The following is a 1,617-nucleotide window of genomic DNA, read 5'->3' as shown; positions in this document are numbered from 1 at the left end:
CCCGCGCAGAGTAACGCCTTGGCTGGTTGGATTGGCTGAGCGTGCATCCGACCGGCGAAACTGCTGCAGTCCAGCGGCTTGCGACAACGCTGATTCAAGTCGGTTGCTGGCGTTATCGAGGTAAATGCGAGTGACCGGATATGACGCATTAGCCTTCGATTCCGGCAACGTTCCGGTAACAACGATATCTTTAATGGAAATCGGGGTTAGGCGATCCTCCAACAAGTTAGAGCGCCTGCTACACCCATAATGCGCCTGATCATTTTCGTCGCGTATCGGCAGCACGCAGTCCTGAGCCAAAACCGGTGTCGCAACCGCAAGCAGCGGCAACCCAAATAACACGGCTATTTTCATGCGTCGGGATTCACCGCATCGGGATGCGCCGCCTTGAATGCGGGCATCTCCGTCAACGCCGCATCGATCCGCAACAGCTTCGGAAAAGCATCCAGCGGCGTATCAAACCGCCGCGCATTGGCCATTTGCGGCACAAGACAAACGTCCGCTAAATCAGGCAGATCGCTACCGAACAGGCCATCTTCGGGCGCTATTGCCTCAAGCTCTGTAAAGCCCTCGATGATCCAGTGGCGGTACCAATTGTCGATTGCCGCTTGATCGTGGCCCAAAACATCTTTCAAATATTTCAGGATACGCAGGTTGTTCACCGGATGAATATCCGCGGCAATTATCAGCGCCTGCGCCAATGTCTTGGCACGCATCGCTGGATCAGAAGGAACCATCTTCGGATCATGATAATTGGCATCGAGATAGTCGATGATCGCCAGGCTTTGAGTTAGGTCATGGCCGTCAATCGACAGCATTGGCACAAAGCCTTGCGGATTGCGTGCGACATAATCGGCGGCCTTATGGTCGCCTTCAAGCAGGCTGGTCGGAACCGTTTTGTAGGCGACGCCTTTCAAGTTGAGCACACTGCGCACGCGGTAGCTCGCCGAGGAGCGCCAATAATCGTAAAGTAACAATCGGGTGCTAAAGTCCGAACATCGCAGTTGAGGAGTGCTTATGTTGTCAGCCCGAGTTTCCACCGCATTGGTCGCCGCGACAGTGCGAGCCACGTCGGTCCAGGCTGCCGCGCCTGTGACGGGTCGCTGGGTAACGCAGAGCAAGGACGGCGTTGTCGAAATCTATGAATGCGGTGCGACGATTTGCGGCAAGCTTGCCAAGTTCCTCGTCCCGCCGCCCAATGGTGTTGGCCAAAAAGACGTCAACAATCCGGACAAAGCGCTTCGCAATCGAACGCTCCTTGGCATGAATATTCTAACCGGCTTCAAGGCAGCTGGTAATGAATGGAAGGGCCAGATTTACGATCCTAAATCGGGCAAAACCTATCGTTCGATCGTGTACAAAGGCAAATCTGGCAATCTTGTCGTTAAGGGCTGCATCGGTCCCTTCTGTCAAGCGCAGACATGGACGGCGGCGCGGTGATACTGCTTGGGCCGCACGCGCGGTACAGCCGCATATAGGTTTTGAAATCCTCGGGCTGTTCGCGCCAATGGCCCAGCTGGTAAAGTTCAATCAGCGATAACCGTAACAATTCGCGCGCGGCTTTTATTTCGCTCGCGGTTCCGAATGCCAGTTTCGCAGTGAGTTGCTCGCTACGAT

2 protein-coding genes and 1 pseudogene are annotated in these 1,617 nt (G+C 54.9%); 1 reads left to right on the top strand and 2 read right to left on the bottom strand.

The annotated features are described in order from the left end of the window. A pseudogene (locus ABL922_RS14890) lies at positions 1–354 on the bottom strand (hypothetical protein); the annotation flags it as partial. Then, positions 351–977, bottom strand: a complete 627-nt coding sequence (gene maiA, locus ABL922_RS14885; protein ID WP_349024989.1) for a maleylacetoacetate isomerase — start codon at positions 975–977, stop codon at positions 351–353. The pseudogene ABL922_RS14890 and the gene maiA, both read right to left, overlap by 4 nt. A 40-nt stretch (positions 978–1,017) precedes the next feature. Between maiA and ABL922_RS14880 the strand changes: the two genes are divergently transcribed. Further along, a complete protein-coding gene (locus tag ABL922_RS14880) occupies positions 1,018–1,440 on the top strand; it encodes a DUF2147 domain-containing protein (protein WP_349024988.1) in 423 nt (140 codons plus the stop codon). Positions 1,441–1,617 lie beyond the last annotated feature (177 nt).

It is taken from the genome of Sphingorhabdus sp., assembly GCF_040079335.1.
In the GTDB taxonomy this organism is placed as follows: Bacteria; Pseudomonadota; Alphaproteobacteria; order Sphingomonadales; family Sphingomonadaceae; genus Sphingorhabdus_B.
This window is presented reverse-complemented; position numbering and strand designations above follow the sequence as displayed.